Genomic DNA, 22,234 nt, shown 5'->3' with positions numbered 1-22,234 from the left:
TTGGCTGATGACTATGGTTAAGGCTGCCGTAGTTCCTGCTAGCAGGGTGGTTAAGGTGTCGTAACGAGAAAAATTTATATTCATGGCTATTGCTAATTAGTAGTTGGGTAGCGGGATTTGCGGGAGAAAGGGCGATCGGCGGTTGGTGCTATTTTCTGTTTAGTTTTATTACTGATTTGACGCAAAGGATCTCGGCTTTGTTCTTTAGTGATAATTTTACTCGCTTTTTTGTTCCGCGATTCGCTATTTCCATGTAGGGTGAGTACGCCACACCTTACTTAATCTCCATTAAGGCTGCCCAACTTACTTATTAAAACTCAATAATACATGACTCAAACTCGGTGGTTAGTTCTTCCTTAGTCATGGTTCCCCGTGCGACTCGCATGACTAAATCATATGCTCGATCGTCCATCTAATTGAGAGTGCAAGCATTTAAACGCAAAAAGGTATCTGTCACTGCAGCAAAAGCTGTTCGTTTATTGCCGTCAATAAAGGGATGATTCATCGCTATGTGATAGAGATAAGCAGCAGCTTGTTCGGCAATTGTCGGATGCAACAATTGACCGCCAAAAGTTGCTTGCGGTTGAGCCAAAGCCGACTCTAACAAGCCTTCATCTCTGAGGCCGGGAGTGCCACCAAATCTTTCTATCTGTCTGGCGTGGATATTGACAACCATACTTTTGCTGACAAAATTAGGAGTTGGCAAGGCGACGATAAACCTCCTTTCTTTCGCGTTCTGAATCTAGATATGCCTGCCACGCTTTGGCTTCTAGTTTTTGTTGTTCTTCTTCAGTCTTTAAGGAACGGACAAATTCAAGCACTTTCAGCAGCAAGGGTTCTGGCACTTGGTCGAGTTCTTGAAGAAGTTGGTCTTTGGCGGTCATGTTTCTTTCCTCCTAATGATCGTACAACTATTTTACAACCTCGCTTGTGTCCATTGGACGATCGCCTCAGTCAGCCCATCCAAGGTATATTCCTTAGCTTCCACATCTAACTTACCCAATAAATTTTGGCAGCTTTTGGAAGTTTCCGGGCCGATGGATGCAATGCAAACGTTTTCCAACCAATCCTTAGAGAGGGACAATTTTGGGCTTTCTTGTATGAGATTGCAAAAGTTATGTACGGTTTTGGAACTGGCAAATGTTATGATATTTACGGCTTGATTTTGGAGTGCGGATAGGGCGATCGGATCAATATTTTCTGGACAGCAAGATTGGTAAGCTGGCACTTCTATTACTTGCGCTCCTTTGGCGGTGAATTCTTTAACTAAAACTTCTCTGCCGCCGCTTTCTACTCTGGGAAATAGGATTTTGCAGTTTGTAGGGGCGGTGCCCCCGTGCCCGCCCTGCCAGGGGAAGTTCTCGACTAGGGAATCGGCGACAAAGTTGGGGGGAATAAAGTCTGGTTGTAAAGAGTGCGATCGCAAACTTTCTGCTGTTTTTTTGCCGACAACGGCAATTTTAATACCAAACAAGCTGCGGGCGTCTTTCCCTTTTGCTTGTAATCGTTGGAAAAAGCAGTCTACAGCGTTGTGGGAAGTGAGAATTAACCAGTGAAAGCTTGACAATTGTGCGATCGCACTGTCTAATAGTTCCCAAGTGGACGGCGGCCCAATTACCAAGGCGGGCATTTCGATAACGCGGGCTCCTTGTTGCTGGAGTCGATCGCTAAATTCAGCCGACTGAGAAACGGAGCGCGTGACTAAAATGGTTTTTCCTGCTAATGGCAATTGGCTGTTATTAGAGGTGACTGGTGTATCGATCATATTTGTGCTTTCTGGCTGGATTAAATATTCGCGCAATCTGACTACTTCCCCAATTACGATCACGCAAGGCGATAGAGATTGACCTGCTGTTTGCTGTACAATGTTGGAGAGAGTGCCGAGCCAAATTTGCTGTTCGGGGCGGCCGCAATCTCGGATAATGGCGATCGGAGTTTCTGGCGATCGTCCGTGCTTTTGCAATTGCCAGATGATCTCGCTTAAATTGCGCCCTCCCATCAATATTACCAAAGTTTCTATCTGCACTAAAGCTTCCCATTCCAGATCATCCGGTTGGTGGGCGCTCATCACTGCAAAACAGCGACTCATTACCGGATCAGTCAGGGGAATTCCTGCTAATAAAGGTGCGGCTAAGGCTGATGAAATTCCGGGTATTACTTCAAACTCGCAACCCGCTGTGATTAATGCTTGAATTTCGGAACTAGAGCGGCCAAAAATAAACGGATCGCCACTTTTTAAGCGGATTACTTGTTTTCCAAGTTGGCAATGTTCTACCAGCAAACGGTTAATTTCTTGCTGCTGGGTGGAAGGTTTGCCGCCGCGTTTCCCGACTTCGATTTTCCGACAAGTTGCTGGGATTAATTCGAGTTGCGGGATGTCGATTAGAGCATCGTAGATTAAGACTTCGGCTTGGGATAGCAGTTTGTGCGATCGCACTGTCATCAAGTTACAATCTCCGGGCCCCGCACCGACTAGATAAACTTTCCCTTTTTGGTTTTTCACAATTCCTCCTCGATAGTATAGTTGTATGAATATTGCTAGCCTATAGTAAGACGCGCCAAGGCGCACCCTACACTATAGTAAGACGCGCCGAGGCGCACCCTACGGTATACTCCGCAGTTTATTGTATTAGAAAAGCTATTTATGCAGATTATCATCATCACGGCCGCCGATGCAAATTACTTTGAATTGGTGCAAGGTACTATTTTATCGGTGCGGGAAAAACCAGAGGGTGAAAATGTGGCGATCGGCTTTTTCGATCTCGGCTGTACTCGCGAACAGTTGCAGTGGCTGGAAAGACAAGTTAATATCATTCAAAAACCAGATTGGGACTTTGACTTTCCGGGCATAAATGAATCTCCCGAACATTTAAAAGGACTATTAGTTAGACCTTGTTTGCGAAAATACTTTCCCAATTTTGATATATACCTTTGGATTGATGCGGATGCTTGGGTTCAAGACTGGAGAGCAATTAATTTGTTGGTTGAAGGAGCATCGCGCCGGGGACTGGCAATTGTTCCCGAAGTTCACAGGGCAAGCTTGCAGCAGTACGGGCCACTGCCTGAGTTTTGGCAGTGGGTTTATCAACAATATGAAGCTAACTTTGGTGAAGAAACCGCTAAAAAATTCTACAGTTATCCTATATTAAATGCCGGAGTTTTTGCCCTCCGAAAAGATGCTTTGCACTGGGAAATCTGGGCTGAAAAACTCCATCAAGGATTGCAGAGATCCGGCTGTGTCATGACAGATCAATTTGCCCTCAACCTCGCTGTTTACAGTGGGGAATTGTTCAATATGACTGAAATGCTGCCAGCTTGGTGCAATTGGATATTCAACGGTTTTCCGGTTTGGGACAAGCAGCGAGGCTGTTTTGTGGAGCCGTACTTGCCGCAGGAGGCGATCGGCATCTTGCATTTAGCTGGCCGCCAGCAGTTTGACCGAGTACAATTGATGGCAACTGACGGCGATCTACTGGAAATTAGCGTCCGTTATCAACCTAAAAAACAGGAAGCAAGACCAATATTTCAAGAACCCAAAATGACTTACCAACAACCTGAACTTAGCAAAAATAATTTATTACAACCAGGGGATTACGTTTCGCCAGGGTTCCAAATAATTATACCTGACCCCTATTTCCCCAATATGATTATTGCCGATCCAAATGCGAGTAACTGGCCTTATTTGCGCCGGGAAATTCCGCATAATTGGTATGCAGACAAGCGCTATCCATTCATCGGGTTTTTGAATCGCGACGAAGCCCACATCCTTTACAATACAGCCCTGCAATTCAAAGGTAAAAAAGCCTTAGAAATCGGCTGCTGGCTGGGTTGGTCTGCCTGTCACTTAGCCCTCGCAGGAGTTGAGTTAGATGTCGTCGATCCGCTGTTAGAAAGAGAAGATATCAGACAAAGCGTAATCGATTCAATTCAAGGCGCTCTCAATGCGTCGGGAGTTCAAACGACCGTCGAGCTAATACCGGGCTACAGCCCCCAAAGAGTAGAAGAATTTTCCGCTCAATTCAACCGCAAATGGTCGTTAATTTTTATTGACGGAGAACACGGAGGTGATGGGCCGTTAAATGATGCCATTGCGTGTGAAAAATTGGCTGAGGAAGATGCAATAATTTTATTTCACGATTTAACCGCTCCAGATGTTGGTAAAGGTTTAGATTACTTGAAGCAAAGAGGATGGCAAACAGTAGTATATCAAACAATGCAAATTATGGGGGCTGCTTGGCGGGGCAATGTCGAGCCAGTAAAACATCAACCCGATCCCAATATTTCCTGGCAGTTGCCAGCACATTTGCACGGTTACAATATTAGCAGTTTAGAGACAATTAATTATCAAACAGCCAGCCAAATTAATCAAAACCAACAGTCATCTTATACAAGAGATTTTCACCAATTAATCGGAGAAGGAACTCGCAGTTCTGCTAGAGAAATTATTCCCCTGCTGTTAGACTTGCTGCAACCCATTTTACCTAAAAGTGTGGTAGATGTGGGCTGCGGTACGGGAAGTTGGTTAGCTGCGTTCCACCAGTTGGGAATTGCTGATTGTTTGGGAATAGATGGTGATTATGTCGATCGCACTATTTTACAAATTCCTTTAAATCAGTTCCAATCCGCCGATTTAAAGCAACCGCTGCAAATAAACAGAAAATTTGACTTAGCAATTTCTCTGGAAGTTGCCGAACATTTGCCGGCTACCTGTGCCGAAAACTTTGTTAATTCTCTTACTCAACTAGCACCAGTGATTCTGTTTTCTGCTGCGATACCATTTCAAGGAGGCGTCGAACACGTTAACGAACAGTGGCCACAATATTGGGTTTATTACTTTCAGAAAAACGGGTATGCAGTTATTGACTGCTTGAGAAAAAAAATATGGAACAATGACAAAGTAGAGCCTTGCTACGCTCAAAATATCTTGATTTTTGTTAAACAAGAATACTTGTCGGGATATCCGAGGTTAGTAAATGAATATCACAATACCGATCTGAATCAATTAGCCATTGTCCATCCCAAGATTTATTTTTACAGCTTGCAAGCTGCTAGAAATTCGGCACATAATTTACAATCAGAAAGTGTCAAACAAGTTACAGCCTCGCCACAATTGGCAGATCGACCTTTGGTATCTGTGATTATTCCCTGCTACAATCAATCTCATTTTTTGGTGGAAGCAGTAACTAGCGTGATTAACCAAACTTACAAAAATTGGGAAATTATCATTGTCAATGACGGCAGCTTAGATAGTACGAGTACAGTAGCAAAAAATGCGATTGCAGCAAATCCCCAGCATCAAATTAGGCTAATAGAGAAAGCTAATCAAGGGATATCAAGGGCTAGAAATACTGGCATAGCCGCAGCAACCGGCCAATACATAATGCCCTTAGATGCCGATGATATTTTAGCTCCAAATGCCTTGAATTGTCTTTTAGAAATATGTCTAAAATCCCAAGTACCTTGCATAGCATTTGGTTCTTATCAACTTTTTGGCGGCAATGAAAATCACACAATACCCAGTTATGATTTATATTCACCAAAAAATATCAAACAATTTAATATGATTTGCACGTCTTCATTGTATCACAAATCAGTTTGGAATTTGGTCAACGGTTACAAAGCAGAGATGAAAGAAGGTTATGAGGATTGGGAATTTTGGGTTAATTGTCACAAACATAGCATTCCTTTTTGGGGAACGAGAGAAATAGTTCTTAATTATCGTAGCGTTCATGGTTCTAGGAATGCCACTGCTCAACAATATCATCACAAATTGGTAGCACAAATTGTTTCTTACAATCCAGAACTATACGAGATTGAAAGTGTAAACAGTGCTAACAAACTATTGGAATCAATCGGAAATTAATCTTTTTTATAATGAGTAAAGTCTTTACTACGAAGAATTTTCCGAAAGTTTGTAGTCAGGATTTTAGTGTTATCTACATATCTGCCATCACATCCAAAAAACGCTTAACCTGTTTTTCCCAAGTCCAATCCAGCATAAAAATAGCCGCAGCTAAACCGATCCGTTTTGCTTCTTCGCGATTAGTATAAACTTGATCCAAAGCCTCGACAACTTCTGCAACCTCAGACTCTCCCCAACCTTCTACACCAGAAAAAGGAGCCGTCAGTTTAACTCGTCCTTGATTCCATAAAGGATAGCAAATGTGGCTGTAAATCAAGTCTAAATGACCAGTATTTGCTGATAAAATAGTCGGAATTCCGCAAGCCATACTTTCCATTGCGACTAAATTAGTGCCCCCTTCGCAGCGGTTAGTGAAAACAGCGCAGTCGGCTTCTCGCAAAATTTGTCCAGCGAGGTGATTGGGAATTAAGCCGATGTCGATAAAAGAGTCAATCGGCAAACCGTTCGCCACTAACCATTGGGAAATTCCTAAACTTCCGTCGCGGTTGATATTGGGAAGCCCAGCCACGTTTCCAGTTTGTTCGATTCCTAACATATACTGAGGCCAGAAGTTGTGCCATGTTGTTAGTAACAAAGCCTCTGGATGTTTGGCGCGAAATCGTTTGAAAGCGGCAATTACAATATCTTGACCTTTGCGATATTCTAGTTTGCCGCCGGAGAAAATGACGAAGCGATCGCCAAATAGATTAGATTTGGGTGCAGGATGAAAAATTGTTGGGTCAATTCCTTGATGTACCATCGCTACATTAGTCAAGCCCCGGCTTCTCAAAACCTCCGCATTCCAGTTGGAACCTGCGACAATCGCGCTATATTTTTTGGCTGTTTCTAGTGCTTCTGCTTTGATTCGTGTGTCTTCAAAAAATATGACTCCTATTTGACAAGCGCTGGTAATTTGATTGTCAACTCCAGAGGATGCTAAATTATTCCCCAAAGCGTAAAGTACGGGAAAATTACAACTGATTTGTTTGTCGGAATTGGCTGCTACTAATTCCTGAAAAGTTTTGTGCTTTTCAATTACAGGTAACAACAGCGATTTATGCAGCGGATTCATCGCTTCTGAGGTGATTGATGGCGGTGCTAAAAGTGCAACTTCCCAGGCGGGATTTTGCCGCAGTTGTAGGGTTAAATTCAGGGCGTAAATTCCCCAACCGCTGGTTATACTGAGGGGCCAAGTAATGCCGATTCCGGTAATTTGTGCGGGAGTTTCTGGGGGTTGGATTTGAGGCTGAGCCTCTGGATTGGCGTTACCAGGCTGAGCCTGGGAACGAGTAGATTGTAGGGGCGGTGTCCCCGTGCCCACCCTCTCTAGCAAGGCTGCTTTTATACGATCGCAAACTCCATCCCAATCACCGGCTTTTTGCTGCCTAAACAACCGCACAGTGGGATACCAAGGGCTATCTTCGCGTTCCAGCATCCAGCGCCAATCGGGAACAAAAGACAGCAAAATCCAGACTGGTTTGCCCAAAGCACCGGCCAAGTGCGCGACAGAAGTATCTACACAAATTACTAAATCGAGTTGCGAAATAATTGCTGCGGTGTCTGCAAAATCTACGCAATGGTCGCTCAAATCTTCAATTTGGTGTTGCTTTAATAAAGTAATATCGCCTCCTGACAAATCTTTCTGAAGGCTGTAAAAACTCACTCCCGGAACATCTACAAATTTCACAAAATCGCTTAATTTACACGATCGCCGATGATTGTTGCGGTGCAGCGGGCCGCCCGCCCACACAATACCTACTTTTAGTTGATTGTTCGGCTCTAGGGAAAATTTAAAATCCTGTGGCGGAGCTAAATAAGGAATATTCGTCGGTATATTTTCCAAAGTCGTCCCCAGAATTCGTGGCAAACTTAGCAGCGGGGCTTGCACTTGAAAATCTATCAAATCGCTCGGCTTGACTCCTACTCGATCAACTCCTGCAATTCCTTCAAATAAACGCTTCAGCAAGACATGACAAGCAACAATAACTTTGCCGCCTTTTTGCTTAACTAAAGGCGCGTAGCGGATAAATTGTATCGTATCACCAAAACCTTGTTCAGGGTGCAATAAAATTGTTTTTCCCTGCAAATCAGAGCCATCCCAAAGCGGTTGCTCAAAAGAGCGCCGATCCAATTGTTCAGTTTGCCAGCGCGATTCGTACTCCGCAAAACCACGCTCAAAATTTCCAGTTAAGAGCAAAGCTAAGGCTAGTCTCAAGCGCCAATTGGGCGAGTTGGGACGTAGTTGAATTGCTTTATTGTAGAAGTCGATCGCCTCTGCTACTTTTCCTTCTTCTTCGAGGGCGGAACCCAAGTATAAGTTTGTTTCGCTCAGGTTGGAATTGGTTTCTAGCGCTTGTTTGTAGTGCGAAATTGCCTCGGTTATTTGCCCGTTTTCCTGTTTGAGATAACCTAAATAACTGTGGGCTTCGGCGTGGCTGGGTGAGGCGGCAATTACTTGTTCGTAACGAGCGGCTGCCTCTGCATTTTTACGTTGTTTTTCTAAGGCTTTTGCTATGTGAAATTGTACCTGTGCGGGCGATAAATAAAATCGAGGCGAAGCTTCGGTATCTCCGTTACCAGACACAGCTTGGGAACGAGTAGATTGTAGGGGCGGTGCCCCCGTGCCCGCCCTCTCTAGCAAGGCTGTTTTTACGCGATCGAATACTTCCTCCCAATCGCCCGGTGTTTGCTGCCGAAACAGTCGCGCCGTCGGATACCAAGGGCTGTCTTCGCGTTCCAACATCCACCGCCAATCCGGCATAAAACACAGCAAAATCCATACGGGTTTACCCAAAGCACCGGCTAAGTGCGCGACAGCCGTATCCACGCAAATGACTAAATCTAGTTGCGATATCACCGCCGCTGTATCGGCAAAATCGTTCAAATTGTCGCTCAAATCTATCACGGGAATTTGAGTCAACAAAGTACGATTTTCCGCCGACGCTTCTTTCTGAAGACTGTAAAAAGTTACACCGGGAATATCTAATAATGTCAGGAAATAGCTTAAATCGCTCGATCGCTGAAAATCCTTCAAATGTTCCGCACTTCCCGCCCAGGCAATCCCAACTTTAAACTTACTATCGGAATTTAGAGAAAATTGCCAATTGGGCGGCGCAGCTAAATAAGGAACATTTGCCGGTATATTTTCTAAATTTGTTCCGAGAATATACGGCAAACTCATCAGCGGTGCTTGCACTTGGAAATCGGGCAATTCATCCATCCGAACCGCCACTTGTTCGATGCCAGGAATCTGCTTAAATAAACGCTTCAGTTCTTGATAGCAAGAAATAATTACTTTGCCACCTTTTTTCTGCACAATTGCCGCGTATCGCACAAATTGAATGGCATCGCCTAAACCTTGTTCGGATCGGAGCAAAATAGTTTGTCCCTTCAAATCTGAACCGTCCCAAACTGGTTGATCAAAATTCAACCGTGGTAATTTTTTCGCCTGTTCAGTTTGCCAGCGCCACTCGTATTCTGCTAAACCGCGCAGCCAATCTCCAGTCAACAGCAAGACTAAGCTTAAATTGAAGTGAGCTTTGACACAATTTGCATCAAGTTTTATAGCTTGATTGTAACACAAAATTGCTCGATTTACGTCTCCTAATTGTTCAACAGCACTGCCTAAATTAGTAATAGCTTCTAGATAATTAGGGTTCAAAGATATGGCTCGTTCCAAGCTAGAAATTGCCTGTTCTATTTTTCCCGCCCCCAAGCATAACGTTCCCAGGTGATAGTGCCCTTTAGGATTGTTTGGTTCTGCTTCAATTGCACGCTCGTAAAAGCGTTCAGCCTCGGCTAGCTGAGATTGTGTTTGCATCGCCGCACCCAAATTTACCAGCGCGGGCGCATAATTGGAATTGACGGAAAGTGCTTGATGAAAACACGCGATCGCAGTCGGCAACTCGCCCTGCTGCTGGAGTATCGCGCCGAGATTGTTGAGAGCTTTGACGTAAATTGGATTCAGGGCGATCGCCTTTTGAAAACAAGATACAGCATCGGCTATATTGCCTTTATCTTGCAGCAAAATACCCAAGTTATTCTGCGCTTTAGCGCAGTTAGGGTCGATTTCGATCGCGCGCTGATAATAGGTGGCAGCTTCGGCTAAATTGCCTGTTTGGTGCAGTGTCACTGCCAAATTAGTGGCGGTTTCGATAGAATTGGGCTGCAAAACTAGAGCATTTTTAAAACGAGCGATCGCCTCGGAAAATCTACCTTGTGCTTTCAGCACATTTCCGCTATTAAACTGTTTTTGAGCTAAGTCAACATTGGGCTGACTTTCTATTAGTGATTGAGCTTCCTGATGCTGATAAATTCTGTCTCTGAGCGCGAAACCCGCTTCTTCTAAAACTCCTTCCCAATCTCCCGCTGTTGACTGGCGAAACAGTCGCGCCGTCGGATACCAAGGACTATCTTCGCGATGCAACATCCACCGCCAATCCGGCACAAAACACAGCAAAATCCACACGGGTTTGCCCAAAGCACCAGCCAAGTGTGCCACACAAGTATCTACAGAAATCACTAAATCCAGAGCCGAAATTGCCGCCGCAGTATCCGCCAAGTCGTGCAAATAATAGCTTAAATCTGTTACAGGCATTTGCTCTAACAAAGCGCGATCGTCTGCTGTCATTTCCTGTTGCAAACTGTAAAATTCGGCTCCGGGAATATCTAACAGTTTTGTCAACAAATTTAGGGGTAACGATCGCACCTTATTTTGGGAATTTTTAGGATTTCCAGACCACACAATCCCTACTTTCAAATTAGTAGTTGGATTGAGAGTAAATTCCCAACCGGGCGGCGGAGCTAAATAAGGAACATTCGCCGGTATAGTTTCTAAAGTTGTTCCCAGAAGGTGTGGCAAACTCATTAGCTGCGCCTGAACTTGAAAATCCGGCGCATCCTCTGGATTAACTATTAACCCATCGATTCCCAAAACTTGTGCAAACAAGCGCTGCAAGTGCGGCAAACACCAAACAATTACCCTGCCGCCTTTTTGCTTGACTAAATCTGCATAGCGGATAAACTGAATTGCATCGCCTAAACCCTGTTCCGGGCAAAGCAAAATAGTTTTTCCCTCCAAATCTTTACCATCCCAAAGTGGCTGAATAAAGTTGTGGCGCCGGAACTGTTTTTCTTTAACTAGGAGTCGCCATTCGTACTCGCAAAAACCACGCTGCAAGTCTCCAGACAGCAGCAAAACTAAACCTAAATTTAGGTGAGCTTCCGGGTTAGCGACATTAAATTTTACTGCTTGGCTGTAGCAGGTGACAGCATTGGCAACTTGGCCACGATCGTGCAAAGCACTTCCCAAACTGGTGAGGGGATTGATATAACCGGGTTTGAGTTCGATCGCCCGACGGTAACAATCGATCGCCTCTGCCATTTTTCCCGCTTCCTCAAAAGCTTTGCCGAGATTGTTCAAAGCTTGTGGAAAGTCGGGTTTCAGGCTCAAAGCTTGCTGATAGCAGGCGATCGCATCTTCAATTTTGCCCTGTTTATGCAGGACAATTCCTAGATTGCCGTGAGCCTGTGCACTGGCTGGCGATGCCTGAATCGCTTGCTGGCAAACAGCTAAATCCTCATCCAACTTATCTGGGCTAGACAGCGAACTCCCGCAAGCGAGATCAGTTTCTGCCCCATCCGGTTGCAGCGCCAGAGCTCGATCATAGTATGCGATCGCGCGGTCAATTTTGCCCTGTCGGATCGAGGCGTATGCTAAATGCTGCAAAGCCTCCACATCATTGGGAGCGATCGCGATCGCCCGTTCGTAATTTGCGATCGCGCGTTCGTAATTGGCGATCGCATCCTCCCCTTGTGCCTCCAAAGCAATTCCCAAATTCAAATAAGCCACCGCGCAATTAGGATTGACTTGAATCACTTGCTCATAGCAGCTTATAGCCTCCGTCACATCCCCTTGCTCTTCCCGCAACAGGCCCAAATTAATCAGCGCTTCCGCGCAATTCGGGTTTAAAGACAGCGCCCGCTGATATTCTGCGATCGCCTCTTCAGTCTCCCCTGCTTCCGCGAGCGCGCTGCCCAAATTGCTCGCAGTTTCCGCCAAATTCCCGTCGATTGCTAGGGCTTGTCGGTAGTGCGCGATCGCCTCTGTTAGTCTGCCCGCTTGTTGTTTAACAACGCCTAAATTGCTGTGCGCGGCTGCGTAATTAGGATCGATCGCGATCGCTCGCTCATAACAAGCGATCGCACCGCCAAAATCGGCTTGCTGCTGCAAATCCACGCCCAACCGAAACTCTGCATCCGCCGCATCCGACGGCACAAATGCTGCTGCAACCGCGCCTAGAGCTGCCGCAACCCGATCGAAAACGTCCTCCCAGTCGCCCCGCTGATGCTGCCGGAACAGCCGCGCCGTCGGATACCAAGGACTATCTTCCCGTTCCAGCAGCCACCGCCAATCCGGCGAAAACGCCAGCACAATCCACACTGATTTGCCCAAAGCCCCCGCCAAATGGGCGACAGCGGTATCGACACTAATGACTAAATCCAGTTTGGCGATCGCAGCAGCAGTATCAGCAAAATCGCCAAAATACGGGCTCAAATCTACGATCGACGTTTGATTCAACAGCGCGCGATCGGTCTCGGAAACCTCTTTCTGCAAGCTGTAAAAACTTACCCCCGAAACGTCCAAAAGCGGCAGAAACTGGCTTAAACTGCACGAACGCTGCTTGTTTTTGCGGTGTTTTGGATTCCCCGCCCAGACAATGCCAACTTTCAAATTGCGATCGGGCAAAAGTCCAAATTCAGCACCCGCAGGCGGAGATAAATAAGCAGTATTTGCCGGTATTGTTTCCAGCTTTGTACCAAGAATATACGGCAAACTCAACATCGGCGCTTGCACGTCAAATTCCGGCAGTGGCTCGCCTTTAACTATTAGCAAATCAATGCCATCAACCGTTGCAAACAAACGGTGCAATTGCGGGTAACAGCCCACAATGACCCTACCGCCTTTATTTTTGACGATCGCAGCGTAGCGAATAAACTGAAGCGAATCGCCTAAACCTTGTTCGGCGTGCAGCAAAATAGTCTTTCCCACCAAATCAGAACCGTCCCACAGCGGCCGGTATTCTCTCGCCGAAACACTATTATCCGGTCCCGTCAAAAAACAGGAATGACCAGTGTGAAATTCTTTAATTTGCCAGCGCCACTCGTATTCAGCGAGACCATTTTCCAAATCTCCCACCAACAGCAAAGCCAAGGATAAATTCAGGTGAGCGCTCGCGTGATTGGGGTTTAAATGAATCGCTCGTCTGTAGCAGGTGATCGCATCTTCTACCGCGCCTTTTTCCAAAAACGTCCTGCCTAAATTGTTAATAGCTTCCACAAAATCCGGCAGCAATTCTAGAGCTTTGTGATAATACTCCAGTGCATCTTCTAAATTGCCCTGTTCTTGCAACACTGTTGCCAGATTGTTGTAAGCTTCCCAGCTATGCGGATGAATTTCCAGCGCTCGTCTATAAAGGTTTACAGCCTCTAAAAGTTCGCCTTTTTCTTGCAGCGCCACGGCTAAATTAATCAGGGCGGGTACGAAATCCGGTTGAGCTACAAGAGCTTGCTCGTAATGTGCGATCGCCTCTTCCACTTGACCTTGTTCCTCAAAAATCTTTGCCAAGTTGTAAGCGGTTTGAGGAATATTTGGATCGATGGCTAAAGCTTCTCGGTAATGGGGGATAGCGGCTTCCAATTCGCCATTTTCCTGCTTGAGAAAACCAAAATTAATCCGCGCTTGAACGCAATTTGGCTCAAGAGATATAATCTGTTCGTAAAGGGCGATCGCCTCTTCCCGATCACCTGTTTCCATTAAATGTTCTGCTTGTCGCAATAAATCCTCTAAAACAAGAGAGTTATCCCCACCCGTTGCGATCGCAACCGAGGTCTCAATTCCCTGCGAGTGATTAGCTGCGGAGCCTTCTGCTAACCCTTCGCTCGCCATCACAAATATTTGTTTACTCTCTTTAACCACACTTACACCTGTCATTTTGAGAGCCACAGAATCGAGGTCAGGCTTATTATTAGCAGTCATTGCAAGCGAAAGGGAGTCAAACTGCTTGTGGGCAGAATCCTCGGAATAACTAGCAGTATTGGCGATCGCAAATAAACTCAAAGCCGCCTGTACTTCCTCAAACAATTCTTGCCAACTTTCCGGCTGACTTTGGCGGAAAAGCCTCGCAGTTGGATACCAAGGATTATCTTCACGATCCAGCAGCCAACGCCAGTCAGGAGCAAAAGAAAGCAGCACCCAAACCGGTTTTCCTAAAGCACCGGCTAAGTGCGCCACAGCCGTATCGACACTAATGACTAAATCCAGTTGAGATATAGCCGAAGCGGTATCAGCAAAGTCGTTCAAATGCGGAGTTAAATCCGGCACTAAGTGTTGGTGCAACAAAGTGCGATCGCTCTCGGACAAGTTTTTTTGTAAACTATAAAAAGCGATTCCCGGAACATCCAAAAATCGAATAAAATCGCTCAATATGCAAGAACGCTGATTGTCTTTCCGGCGCTTCGGACTCCCTGCCCAAACAATCCCCACCTTCAATTTGGCATCAGAAGAAAGCGCAAACTTGCACTCAGCAGGCGGATATAAATAAGGAACATTGGCAGGTATTGTTTCCAGAGTTGTCCCGACAATTCGCGGCAAACTCATCAGCGGTGAGTGAACGTCAAATTCTGGCAAACCTTCCAGACTAACTGATAAATATTCAATACCAGGAACTGTCGCAAACAACCGCAGCAGTTCTGGATAGCAAGCCACCATAACTTTAGCGCCTTGGCTGCGAAGAATTGGGGCGTAGCGAATAAACTGAATCGAATCGCCAAAGCCCTGCTCGACGTGGAGTAAAATAGTTTTCCCCTGCAAATCCGAACCATCCCAAACCGGCTGTTTAAATTGCCTCGGTTGTAGTTGCGGAGTGCGCCACCGCCACTCGTATTCAGCAAAACCGCGCTGAAAATCTCCGAACAATAGCAAAGTTAAGGCGAATTCCAGGTGGGCTGTGGCGTTGTCTGGCTGCAATTCCAAGGCTCGACTGTGACAAGAAAAAGCCTCTTGAAATTCTCCCAAATCGACCAAAGCGTGTCCGAGATTGTTAATAGCCTCCACGAAATCTGGCTTTAAGTTTAATGCTTGTCTGTAGTAGGATATTGCTGCTTTTGCATTGCCTTGTTCGTGGAAAAATGCTCCTACATTGTTGTGAGCTTCGGGATTGTTGGGGTCGAGTTTTACCGCTTGCTGGTAGCAGTTGAAAGCTTCAGCTAATTTACCTTGCTGCTGCAAAACTGTTCCCAAGCCCATCAGAGAATATATCAAATTGGGATCTATTTTTAAAGCTTGGACGTAATAAGCTACCGCCTCGTTTAACTGATTTTTTTGTTTAAATAAATGTCCTAAGTTGTGCGCTGTTTCGTGCAGGTTGGGGTCGAGTCGCAGCGCTGTTTGGTAATATAAAATAGCCTCGTCTATTTCACATAATTGCTGTTTAATCCAGCCCAAGTTATTGTAGGCGAGTGCGGAATTTGGCTGAATTTTGATGACTTGTTCGTAACTGGCGATCGCCCTTTGATACTCGCCTACATCCAGCAAAAGATTAGCCTTATTTAAATGCGCTTCTACAAAATCGCGGTTTTGGGCGATCGCTTGTTCGTAAAAGTCGATCGCCTCTGCAATTTTTCCCTGCTGTCTCGCCGCTATTCCCAACAAACACAGCACGTTTGCTGATTCCGGCTGTACTTCTATTATTTGCCGGTACAAATTCTCAGCTTCTAACAAACGGCCCGCTTGGTGATGTTGCCAAGCTAATTTCAAAGAGTCTTCGGCACCCAGTTTGCAGGCAGATTTCCGCGATTTTTTTTGAGAAGCCATAGTTGTCTTGGTTGTTTGGGAGTTCGCTAACTTGTAATTGCCAAATTCTTCTAATTTGTTAACTCTTCCTTCCTTTTTCCTTACCCCTTCCTTCTTCCTTATTCCCCCTTCCCCATTCCTTCTTCCTTCTTCCCCATTCCATCGCAGTTACATCCGTTACATCCGTTACACAATCCGTTGCCGAACTTCCCCTTCTACCCCAACAAACAAGCTGCGGGAAAAATCAGATATTCTAAGAAAAACAACTTCCAGATAAACTGATAAAATGCAGCAATTTCTATTTTATCGTCCAAATCAACTTTCGTGCTCCAAAACCACATCAAACCCAAAGCCGCCAAATGAGAAACTGCCAGAAACACTAAATTAACATTAGACAATATGATCGCTCCCGCCAAAGTCGCGCCCAAATAACAAACCGTCAACACCCAGCGAGATAAATTAAAGACCGTCGGCTTGCCCAGCTTAATCGTAAACGTAGTAATATTATATTGCTTGTCCCCTTCCATGTCGGGGATATCTTTAAAAATGGCGATCGCAAACGTAAACACCACAACAAAAACCGTCAGCACCCAAACTTCCGCAGGAATCCGAAAAGACATACTCTCCAAACTCCAGCCAGAAAAAGCGCTTTTCGCCCCTCCCAAACCCAACACCCAATTAAAGTGTAAAAATAACCCTAAATTTACGATCGCGCCCCGCACAGTAAAAATGCACAGCGCCGCCCAAAAAGGAAACCGCTTCAGCCGAATTGGGGGCAGAGAATAAGCAGTCCCGATCGCCAAACTAACGCCAACGGTAGCCAGCAAAAACGGGCCTTGTAAAACCGCCGTCAAAATTGCTATAATTCCCGTTGCAATTACAATTAATTCCCCGGTTTTCTGAGAAAACACTCCCGAGGCGATCGGCAAATACGGCTTATTTATTTTATCAATTTCAACATCTTCTAACTGGTTCAATCCCACAATATAAATATTGCCGCAAATGCAAGCCAACCAGGCAAAAGCTAGGGGCCCAAATACAGGATTCACAAACAGCCGCGCACTTTGGGAGATCGCGTACAAAGCCAATACACTCAAGCTAGTACCCACAATTGTGTGCGGCCGAGAAAACTCCCAAAATGCCCTCACCCAGCTTTGCGGAGCCGAGCCATTTTTATCACGCCAAGACTTGCCAATCGAATCATTGCCCATAAAACTCACACCCACGCCAAACAAATAATATTCTGTAGGGTGCGTAATACGCACCTTACTCATCAACTCAAGACTCAAAAATTCTCTGATATATGCCTGTTATTTTACAGCACAAATCAGCCCAAAACGAATCAACCCGCTCTGATATCCACGGCTCATCAATCCGAGAGCAAGTGCTGCTTGAATAGTCGTCCAACCGCTAGTTAGCAAACCCCAAATCGCGCTGGGAGTCAAAGCAGAATCGATCACCACATCCCAAAAAGGAGCCACAGCTTTTGACCAATCAGCGGTGCGAATACTTGTCAAAGGCAAACTGCGGACAATTTCCTCGTATTCCGGTAAAGAAATCACATAAGGCAAAGCATAAACCCGGTAAATTTCTGCCAATTCCTTTCTCTCTTCATCAGTTAATTCTCCCGCCGTTTCTCCCAGCGGGCGGTGACACCAAGTTGCTAAAATCAAAGTTCCTCCCGGCTTGAGTACGCGGCAGCATTCCTGCAAAAACTTAATTTTGTCTGGCATATGTTCGCCACTTTCGAGCGACCAAACCAAGTCGAATGACTCGTCAGGAAAAGGCATATTCAAAGCATCGGCAACCAAAAAGTTCACATTGCTTTGAGCATCGGCAATTTTAGCGCGTTCGGTCGCTCTGTTGGCCTGTACCGGACTCAGAGTAATCCCGGTTGCTGTAACGCTAGCGCCCGTTTTGTGGAGATCGGGCGATCGGCTATAATTTTGCTCCGCCTCGCCATCCAACTTTAAATTATTTTGAGGGATAGAACTAAACTTTTCAGTCAAATACAGCGTGCTGCCGCCGATCCCGCAACCGACATCGAGAATGCGGTAAGATTCACACAGTGTCTTGTCTGACGGTACTCCAGCCCATGCCAGCAGTTCTTCTATCAAATCTATCTGAGCCTGTCGGCGCTCTTTTTTCAAATTGCCATCCGGGCCGTAGTAACCGTGGTGCATATGTTCGCCCCACACCTGCTCCCACAAACCGCTAGAAGCGTCGTAAAGTTGCTGAATTTGCTGGTAAAGTGTTGATGTCATCGCCGGATCGCAAGTTATTAAAGGAATTCTACCGTTATTTTCCCGCTGTTGTCATAGAATTTGGCGATTGAGTTCGATCGGTCTCCGGCCTTCGCCAGATAGAGATGTCCTGACTTCAAGCCCGACGCTCTATTTGTGGGTTCCCTCTAAAACCTCAAATCTCAAATCGATTTGTGGCTTCCCTCTCAAACCTCAAATCTCAAATCGATTTGTGGGTTCCCTCTCACATCTAAAATCTAAAATCTCAAACCTAAAATCGAATGACTGTCTCGCGAACCATTGCTTTGGGCTTTCTCGCTGTCATCCTCGCAGGTACTCTATTGCTGATGATGCCCTTTTCCACAATTGATGGAACTTGGAGCGATCCAATAACAGCGCTGTTTACCTCTACTTCCGCTGTCTGCGTCACGGGATTGTCGGTTGTGGATGTCGGAAAATATTACTCTTTTTGGGGGCAACTGTGCCTAGTTTTACTGGTGCAAATAGGAGGCTTGGGCTACATGACAGCCACGACTTTCTTGCTGCTGTTATTGGGCCGCCGCTTTGGCTTGAAAGACAAAGTTGCCCTGCAACAATCTCTCGACAAATCCGGGCTAGCCGGCGTAGTACAACTCGTGCAGTCAATTCTAGCAACAACCCTTTTGTTTGAATTAACAGGAGTGTTTTTGCTGATGACGGTTTTCGTCCCCCAATACGGATTTAAAGAGGGTGTGTGGTCTGCTATATTTCACAGCGTTAATTCGTTTAACAACGCCGGTTTTAGCATCTATTCAGATAATTTGATCGGCTACATCAATTCGCCTATGGTTAACTTCACAGTCAGCGGTTTAATCATATTTGGCGGAATCGGCTATGAAGTAATTATGGAAATGTACCTGTGGCTGCGCGATCGCTTGAAGAAAAGCCCTATCTGCACAGTTTTTTCCCTGAACTTCAAAGTTGTTACCACTACAACGGCTGTCCTTTTGATTTTAGGAGCGCTAGCCTTTTTGGTGCTGGAATACGACAACCCTGACACTTTCGGCTCTCTAAATTTTCCTCAAAAAGTGATGGCAGCTTGGTTTCAATCTGTTACTCCCCGCACGGCGGGATTCAATACAATTGACATTGGCAAAATGAGCGAAGCCTCGCTATTTCTGACTATCGCGCTGATGTTTATCGGCGCCAGTCCTGGCAGCACCGGCGGCGGAATCAAAACCACAACTTTTAGAATATTGTTTTGCTGTACCACAGCAGTTCTCGAAGGCCAGGAAGATGTGGAGTGCTATCAGCGTCAAATCCCGCCAGCAATGATTCTAAAAACCATTAGTGTAGTCTTCGGTTCCATGTTGGTCGCATTCACATCTGCAATTTTAATCGAGCTGACCAATCCCGAAGTAGAATTTATCGCAGCGCTGTATGAAGCAGTTTCAGCTTTTGCCACGGTCGGTCTTTCCACAGGGATTACAGCCAAGATTTCAGCGATCGGTAAGCTAGTTTTGATTGCTACAATGTACATAGGTCGGGTTGGCGTGTTGCTGCTGATGAGTGCTGCCTTCGGCGATCCAAAACCCAGGTCTTTTAAGTATGCTGAGGAAAGTTTGTTAGTGGGATAAAAAATTCTGCCTCGTTGCTGATAATCTAAACAATGGGTGACAACCCAAATCAACTTTTACTACTTAGCCAAAAATCAAAAGGAGGCGGCGCTGTCTCTGCTAAAATTTCAACAGCAAGACGCTCAGCGCTGGATATTCAGTGAACCTGTCATCTTTAAATTTTTTTCGCACTTTGCGCGCCGACAACAAGCAGTTTGCCGTTATTGGTTTGGGACGCTTCGGCAAAGCTGTGTGTTCTACTCTGCACGGTTTGGGTTACGAAGTCCTGGGAATTGACACCGATGAAAAAAAAGTAACTCAAGCTTTGAACGATCGTATTGCTGCTCACGTTGTGCAGTTAGATTCTACTGAGCCTAGCGCTCTTCAGGAAGCTGGTATATTTGAGTTTGAAACAGTGATTGTGGCGATCGGCAATTACCTAGCAGAAAGCATTACCACCACCCTAAACCTTAAGGAAGGCGGGGTAAGTCACGTAATAGCCAAAGCTTCTTCGGAAACTCACTTAAAACTGTTGAAAAAAGTCGGCGCAGATCATGTAGTTTTTCCAGAACGAGAAATGGGCTGCTCTTTGGCCCGCCTTCTTACAAAACCCAGCATTTTAGAACGCTTTGACCTCGACCCAGCTCACAGCATCGTTGAGTTGCTCGTTCCTGAAAAGTTTGACGGTAAAACCATCTCCGAATTGGAACTCCGGCGCAGGTATGGTTTGAACTTGCTAGCAGTCGGGCGCGCCGAAAAGTTCGAGATTAATCCGGAGCCAAGCGAACGCTTAAGAAAGGGCGACGCGATGGTAGTAATTGGTTCTAATAAAGATATCAATCGCTTGCCAATTTAACAGCTCCCCATTTTACGCACATACAGCAACACTCCTGGACTCAGAAACCCGGTTTCTTTTGTTCCGAGTGCCTAAGTCCTAAGCAAGCCTTGCGCGATGTGTGAAAATTTCCGACCCCTACAAACCCGGTTTATCTTAGATAAACCGGGTTTCTCTGTCAATATTTATGTTTTAATTTTTAAGTGAATAATGTAAATTGAATTTCACCAGTTCTGGGGTTGGTTCCGTCTTTGCGACCCCCTCGCAGAACCTAGCCAGACAAATCGCGAAAAATTTTAACAAAGTAGCAGCACTCGATCGCGCTCCCGCCAATCATAGGAGCGCTAGCCCTGAAAATTCAGCCGACGTTTAAGATTTTTTGCACGTAAGCTTTGCCGAAGACCACCACCGCCAAGACTAGAGCGAGTTCAACAGGCCAAGGACACACCGCCAGCAACCAAATTAACGAACACACTCCAATAATTGCAGCTATGGGAGCCGGAATTCCGTCTAACGTTCTATTGTCAGTCCCCGCAGTCACCCACCCAGCAATCAAGCAGACCATCAAAGGAATCAAGCAACTTGTGATCATGATTTTTTCCCCATCAATTTTTTTTACATATGGCATCCGAGCATATTGTTACAATACATCAAAAATTAGGAAATGCCCCATGAATTGCGATAAAATTTAAGATTACATACTTAATAAGTAGGTAGGCGAAATTAAACTCAGCTATGTAACACTATGTAAACAGGAACAGGCCTGAGTTGGCCACGCTTAGGGCTAAAGATACTTTACAATCGTTTACATAATTGGCTTTTACAGTGCCTACTTACTGACGCTGGAATCATAATAGTTGGTAATTTTTAACTGCGGCTATCTCCGAAGGCAGAATTAGGTGGGCATCAGGCAGAATTTAGGAATTTTTCTTTCTACAGAAGTCCTGAAAGCTTTCTACCTTGAGATGAATTGCGATGCCCCCATCTCTGCAAGCTATACTCAGGATTGCAGTCAGTTACTGTAGAGTGTGAATCAATGCTGGGCAAATTTTTTAGCAAGCCAGAATCAGAAAACATCGATCGCGTCCCCCCGGGTCAATACCTCGCCAACGGCTTTCCTGTGCTGACCTACGGCGATACACCCTCCGTCAGCATTGAAAGTTGGGAATTTAAAGTCTGGGGATTGGCAAAACCACAAACTTTCACTTGGTCGGACTTCCAGGCCATGCCCCAAAGTAACTTTACGGCGGATTTTCACTGCGTCACCCGGTGGTCAAAACTCGATGTGCAGTGGACGGGAGTCAAAGTCACAGATTTTATGAATTATATAGAAGTCGATCCGAAAGCTCTGCACGTCCTAGAACACTGCTACGGCGGCTACACTACCAACATTGCGATCGCCGACTTCCTCCGAGAAGAAAACTTTTTCGCCCACACCGTCTTCGGCGAACCTCTATCCGCAGACCACGGCGGCCCAATGCGGCTCGTAGTTCCCCACCTGTACGCTTGGAAAAGCGCTAAATGGATTAACGGCCTGGAGTTTACAGAAACCGAAGAACTCGGTTTTTGGGAACGCAACGGCTACCACCAGCGGGGCGAACCTTGGGCAGAGGAACGCTACAGCGGTCTGTTTTGATGCGGGCGATCGGGAGCAAGGACGGAACCACAGCTTCTCTATAGAATCTTTGTTGAGGGGCAATCCGCTCTTTTACCGCTTCAATCTGCGGAAATTGCATCTCCTCGATCGCATCTTGGGGATATCTCACACCAGGGGTTCTATTTAATTCCACCAAAATACGTAGACCA

11 protein-coding genes are annotated in these 22,234 nt (G+C 45.7%); 4 read left to right on the top strand and 7 right to left on the bottom strand.

What is annotated here, in order from left to right:
• Window positions 1-412 precede the first annotated feature (412 nt).
• Genes QUA07_RS09855 through cobA form a run of 3 tightly spaced genes read right to left on the bottom strand, consistent with a single transcriptional unit; the run spans window position 413 to window position 2,503 of the window.
• Window positions 413-676, bottom strand: coding sequence for a type II toxin-antitoxin system death-on-curing family toxin (locus QUA07_RS09855; RefSeq protein WP_333324548.1), 264 nt, complete (start codon window positions 674-676; stop codon window positions 413-415).
• Between the two features lie 16 nt (window positions 677-692).
• Window positions 693-884, bottom strand: a complete 192-nt coding sequence (locus QUA07_RS09850; RefSeq protein ID WP_015177921.1) for a hypothetical protein — start codon at window positions 882-884, stop codon at window positions 693-695.
• A gap of 32 nt (window positions 885-916) precedes the next feature.
• Complete coding sequence (gene cobA / locus QUA07_RS09845) at window positions 917-2,503, bottom strand: uroporphyrinogen-III C-methyltransferase (RefSeq protein WP_333324545.1); 1,587 nt, start codon at window positions 2,501-2,503, stop codon at window positions 917-919.
• A gap of 141 nt (window positions 2,504-2,644) precedes the next feature.
• Here cobA and QUA07_RS09840 point away from each other — a divergent pair, with 141 nt between their 5' ends.
• The gene (locus QUA07_RS09840) at window positions 2,645-5,863 is read left to right on the top strand and encodes a glycosyltransferase (protein WP_333324543.1); all 3,219 of its coding nucleotides are present in this window, start codon (window positions 2,645-2,647) and stop codon (window positions 5,861-5,863) included.
• Between the two features lie 73 nt (window positions 5,864-5,936).
• Here QUA07_RS09840 and QUA07_RS09835 read toward each other — a convergent pair whose 3' ends face one another.
• The 3 genes from QUA07_RS09835 to QUA07_RS09825 all read right to left on the bottom strand — a co-directional run bounded on the left by QUA07_RS09835 (window position 5,937) and on the right by QUA07_RS09825 (window position 18,019).
• Window positions 5,937-15,776, bottom strand: a complete 9,840-nt coding sequence (locus tag QUA07_RS09835) for a tetratricopeptide repeat protein (protein WP_333324541.1) — start codon at window positions 15,774-15,776, stop codon at window positions 5,937-5,939.
• 194 nt (window positions 15,777-15,970) lie between these two features.
• Complete coding sequence (locus QUA07_RS09830; protein WP_333324539.1) at window positions 15,971-17,029, bottom strand: homogentisate phytyltransferase; 1,059 nt, start codon at window positions 17,027-17,029, stop codon at window positions 15,971-15,973.
• Window positions 17,030-17,065: 36 nt separating this feature from the next.
• A complete protein-coding gene (locus QUA07_RS09825) occupies window positions 17,066-18,019 on the bottom strand; it encodes a methyltransferase domain-containing protein (RefSeq protein WP_333324537.1) in 954 nt (317 codons plus the stop codon).
• Window positions 18,020-18,279: 260 nt separating this feature from the next.
• Here QUA07_RS09825 and QUA07_RS09820 point away from each other — a divergent pair, with 260 nt between their 5' ends.
• Together QUA07_RS09820 and QUA07_RS09815 are read left to right on the top strand one after the other, a co-directional pair.
• Window positions 18,280-19,614 (top strand): TrkH family potassium uptake protein, encoded by a 1,335-nt coding sequence (locus tag QUA07_RS09820; RefSeq protein WP_333324535.1) that lies wholly within the window; start codon window positions 18,280-18,282, stop codon window positions 19,612-19,614.
• Between the two features lie 139 nt (window positions 19,615-19,753).
• Entirely contained in the window at window positions 19,754-20,449 is a 696-nt protein-coding gene (locus QUA07_RS09815) for a TrkA family potassium uptake protein (protein ID WP_333137393.1), read from the top strand.
• Between the two features lie 337 nt (window positions 20,450-20,786).
• Here QUA07_RS09815 and QUA07_RS09810 read toward each other — a convergent pair whose 3' ends face one another.
• On the bottom strand, window positions 20,787-21,020 hold the full coding sequence (locus QUA07_RS09810; protein WP_333324533.1) for a hypothetical protein: 234 nt from the start codon (window positions 21,018-21,020) through the stop codon (window positions 20,787-20,789).
• Window positions 21,021-21,464: 444 nt separating this feature from the next.
• Here QUA07_RS09810 and QUA07_RS09805 point away from each other — a divergent pair, with 444 nt between their 5' ends.
• Entirely contained in the window at window positions 21,465-22,064 is a 600-nt protein-coding gene (locus QUA07_RS09805) for a sulfite oxidase-like oxidoreductase (protein WP_333324531.1), read from the top strand.
• Window positions 22,065-22,234: the final 170 nt, after the last annotated feature.

Origin of the sequence: Microcoleus sp. T3_A4, from assembly GCF_036700465.1 — a bacterium.
Classification (GTDB): domain Bacteria; phylum Cyanobacteriota; class Cyanobacteriia; order Cyanobacteriales; family Microcoleaceae; genus Microcoleus.
Note: the sequence above shows the minus strand (reverse complement) of the source record. Positions and strands in the feature narration are given on the sequence as shown.